Here is a 3,604-nt window from a genome sequence, read left to right on the forward strand (position 1 = left end):
CTCGCGCGCCCCATCCCGACCCTGGCGGCATCGGTCCCGCGGAAGATGTTGCCGCCCCCCACGACGATCGCGAGCTGGCAACCGAGCCCGCGCACCTCGCCGATCTGCTCGGCGAGAGCGCGCACCGTCGGATGGTCGATCCCCGATCTCGCTTCGCCGGCGAGGATCTCGCCGCTGAGCTTCAGGAGGACTCTGTTCCAGCGGGGTCGAGGGGATCGCTCGACGTCCTGCCCGGCCACGGCCGGACCTAGGGATTCCCGCCCAGGCGGTAGTAGCTGAAGCGGCTGACCTTGATGTTCTCCCCGAGCTTGGCCGCCACGTCGGTCACCATCTCGCCGACGACCTTGCTGCCATCGCGGATGCCGGGCTGCCGCAGCAGAACCGTTTCCTCGAGGAAGCGATCGACTTCCTTCGAGGCACGGTCATCGAGCTCGGATCCCTTGAGGCCGTCGCCCGCGAGGCGGTCGTGGATCTGCTTCTTCTGCGCTTCGATCTCCTGCGCCGGAATGTCCGACTCCGCGATCCAGCGGGGCGCGGTCGCCGCCACCTGCAGCGCCAGCTCTCTGCAGAGGCGCAGGAAGTCGTCGGTGCGCGCGACGAAATCGGTCTCGCAGTTGACTTCCACGAGAACCGCGATCCGATTGCCCGGGTGCACGTAGGCCTCGATCCTTCCTTCAGAGACGGAGCGCTCCGCCCGCTTCGCCAGCGAGGAGAGGCCCAGCTTGCGCAGGATCTCAGCGGCCGCCTCGATGTCTCCCCCGGCCTCCCCCAGAGCCTTCTTGCACTGCATCATCCCCGCGCCGGTTCGCTCCCGTAGATCCTTGACCATCGCTGCGCTGATTTCCATTTCCCCTCTCCCCTCCGCCCTACCGGCCGTCGGAGGCCGTGGCCGCATCAGACGACACCCCGGCCGCCGCGGCCGCGCCCATCGCCTCCGCTTCCTTCGGCATTCCCGACATCGCCGCCCTGGTCTCGAGGACCGTGTCGCTGATCATCCTGGAGAAAAGGCGGATCGACCGGATCGCGTCGTCGTTGCCCGGGATCGGGTAGTCCACCTCGTCCGGATCGCAGTTGGTGTCGATCAGGCCGATGACGGGGATTCCCAGGCGCCTCGCCTCGAGAACGGCGATCCGCTCCATCTTGGTGTCGACCACGAAGAGCATTCCAGGAAGCCTGTTCATCTCCTTGATGCCGGTGAAGTTCTTCTCCAGCTTGCCCCGCTGCTTCTCCAGCCGGGACACTTCCTTCTTGGAGAGCTTCTCGAAGGTGCCGTCCTCGCGCATCCTCTCGAGGCTTCTCAAGTAGCGGATGCTCATCTTGATAGTCTGGAAGTTCGTCAGCATCCCGCCGAGCCAGCGCTCGTTGACGTGGAAGTTGCCGCAGCGAGCCGACTCCTCCTTCATCACCTCCTTCGCCTGCTTCTTGGTGCCGACGAAGAGGATCGAGTCGTTGTTCTTCGCGGTCCGGACGACTGCGTCCCGGACGGCGTCGAGGCACTGGAGCGTCTTCTGCAGATCGATGATGTGGATGCCGTTGCGCTCGAGGAAGATGAACTTCTTCATCTTCGGGTTCCACCTGCGGGTCTGGTGCCCGAAGTGCACACCCGCCTCGAGGAGATCCTTCATGCTGACCGCGGACATATACCCTCCGTCTGGCGCGTAGTTTGTTCCTCCGCCCCCTGACCCCCAAGGGCAACTACGCAGGGGACGTGCGTCATTCTGTTCCTGGATCTATCGCTTGGAGAACTGGAAGCGCTTGCGCGCGCCAGGCTGCCCGTACTTCTTGCGTTCCTTCATCCTGGGATCGCGCGTCAGGTGGCCGTCGCGATCGAGCGCGGCCTTGTTCGCCGGATCCGCAGCCTTCAGGGCGCGGGCGATCGCCAGACGCAGAGCCCCCGCCTGCCCGGTCTCGCCTCCCCCGTCCACGTTGGCGAGCATGTCGTAGCGCGCCTCGGTCTCCGTCGAGCGCATGGGAGAGATCGCGGCGATGACGAGCCCCTCGCGGCCGAAGTAGTCCTTGATCGGCTTTCCGTTGACCATGAACTTCCCGTTGCCGGGAAGGAGCCTGACCCTCGCCACCGCCGTCTTCCGCCGTCCCGTCGCCTGCAAGGCCTGCTTGTGAACCATTCTCTGCTACTCCCTTTCCCTGATTCCGACTCAGCCGGCCGTTTCCGTCCGGGCGTCGCGTCCGGTCGACCCGAGCTTGTGGACGCGAGGCATCTGGGCTTGGTGCGGATGGTCAGGTCCCTCATAGATCTTCAGCTTGCGGACCATCTGGCGCCCCAGCGGCCCCTTCGGCAACATCCCCCAGACCGCATCGCGGATGACTTCAGAAGGATGCTTGGCCATCCGATCCGCCATTGTCGTCATGCGGCCGCCGCCGATGTAGCCGGTGTGCCTGAAGTAGGTCTTCTGCTCCATCTTGCGACCCGTGACGCGGAACTTCCCAGCGTTGATCACGACGACATGGTCTCCCATGTCCAGGTAGGGAACGTAGCCGGGCTTCCCCTTGCCCCTGAGCAGATAGGCCACCTCGCTGGCGAGCCGACCGAGGATCTGCCCATCGGCATCGACAAGCAGCCACTGCCTGACGACATCCGATGCCTTCGTCGCGTACGTCGACATCCCGTTATCCCCTCCGCAGACTGTTAGTCCGTGCAAAACCTACATCCTACGGATGCAGAGGACGCGTGTCAAGACGCATGCCGGAGGAGGTCTAAAACGGGGGTCTCTCCACCCCCCTCTCCGTAACCCAAGCGGTGACAAGCTCTGACGGCGTCAGGTCGAAGGCGGGATTGAAGGCCGAGGCGCCCTCGCCTCGCGGCCACCCGGAGGCGCGGAGGATCTCCGCCCCGTCTCGCTCCTCGATCCGGATCCCGTCGCCGCGGGGGGTCTCGGGGTCGATCGAGCTGCTCGGCGCCACGACCAGGAAGGGGATCCTGCTCGCGCGGGCCGCCAGGGCGAGGTTCAGCGTCCCGATCTTGTTCGCCGTGTCCCCATTGGCCGCAATCCTGTCGGCCCCCACCAGGACCGCGCCCACATGGAGCGATCGAATCGCCCAGGCGCTCGCCCCATCGCAGATGAGCCTCGCGGGGATTCCCCACCGCCGGAGCTCCCACATCGTCAGGCGACCGCCCTGCAGGAGCGGGCGGGTCTCGTCCACGACGACCCCCGGGATGCGCCCCGCCGCGAAGGCCTCGCGGGCGACGGCCAGCGCCGTGCCGAGTCCGGCCGTGGCGAGCCCTCCCGTGTTGCAGTGCGTCAGGACGGGCCGCCCCGCCGGGACGAGCGGCGCGCCGTGACGCGCCATCCGCCGGGAAGCCTCGAGGTCTTCTTCTATCAGCCCCTCTCCGACCTCGACCAGCGAGGCGAGGAGGGCTTTAGGGCCGGCTCGGGCCGACTCCATGGCCGAGAGCCGCTCGATCGCGCGCGACACCCCCCAGGAGAGATTGACCGCCGTCGGTCGCGCGCCCGCCAGCTTCGCCGCCGCTCTCCTGCAGGCGCGAACGGGATCGCGTCCGAGCCGGATCGCCTCTCGGGCGGCGAGCGCCACGCCGAACGCGCCTGCCACTCCCAGGGCGGGCGCCCCACGAATGGCGAGCGAT

At 66.9% G+C, this 3,604-nt stretch carries 6 protein-coding genes; all 6 read right to left on the minus strand.

Going from position 1 to position 3,604, the window contains the following annotated elements; all coding sequences use genetic code 11:
* On the minus strand, positions 1 to 239 hold a 239-nt coding region (locus tag FJY88_12645; GenBank protein MBM3288183.1), incomplete at its 3' end, for a UMP kinase.
* A gap of 8 nt (positions 240 to 247) precedes the next feature.
* Positions 248 to 847: a translation elongation factor Ts gene (gene tsf, locus FJY88_12650; GenBank protein MBM3288184.1), complete on the minus strand. Its 600-nt coding sequence runs from the start codon at positions 845 to 847 to the stop codon at positions 248 to 250.
* 19 nt (positions 848 to 866) lie between these two features.
* A complete protein-coding gene (gene rpsB / locus FJY88_12655) occupies positions 867 to 1,640 on the minus strand; it encodes a 30S ribosomal protein S2 (protein ID MBM3288185.1) in 774 nt (257 codons plus the stop codon).
* A gap of 90 nt (positions 1,641 to 1,730) precedes the next feature.
* Positions 1,731 to 2,126, minus strand: a complete 396-nt coding sequence (rpsI, locus tag FJY88_12660) for a 30S ribosomal protein S9 (protein MBM3288186.1) — start codon at positions 2,124 to 2,126, stop codon at positions 1,731 to 1,733.
* A gap of 30 nt (positions 2,127 to 2,156) precedes the next feature.
* Positions 2,157 to 2,624 (minus strand): 50S ribosomal protein L13, encoded by a 468-nt coding sequence (rplM, locus tag FJY88_12665; protein MBM3288187.1) that lies wholly within the window; start codon positions 2,622 to 2,624, stop codon positions 2,157 to 2,159.
* Positions 2,625 to 2,715: 91 nt separating this feature from the next.
* Positions 2,716 to 3,604 (minus strand): S-methyl-5-thioribose-1-phosphate isomerase (mtnA, locus tag FJY88_12670; GenBank protein ID MBM3288188.1); only part of this gene is annotated, 889 nt, incomplete at its 5' end.

It is taken from the genome of Candidatus Eisenbacteria bacterium (assembly GCA_016867495.1).
Lineage (GTDB): Bacteria > Eisenbacteria > RBG-16-71-46 > CAIMUX01 > VGJL01 > VGJL01.

Coding starts and splice junctions, on each gene's coding strand:
- tsf (MBM3288184.1), bottom strand. CDS start 847: ATGGAAATCAGCGCAGCGATGGTCAAGGATCTACGGGAGCGAACCGGC.
- rpsB (MBM3288185.1), bottom strand. CDS start 1,640: ATGTCCGCGGTCAGCATGAAGGATCTCCTCGAGGCGGGTGTGCACTTC.
- rpsI (MBM3288186.1), bottom strand. CDS start 2,126: ATGGTTCACAAGCAGGCCTTGCAGGCGACGGGACGGCGGAAGACGGCG.
- rplM (MBM3288187.1), bottom strand. CDS start 2,624: ATGTCGACGTACGCGACGAAGGCATCGGATGTCGTCAGGCAGTGGCTG.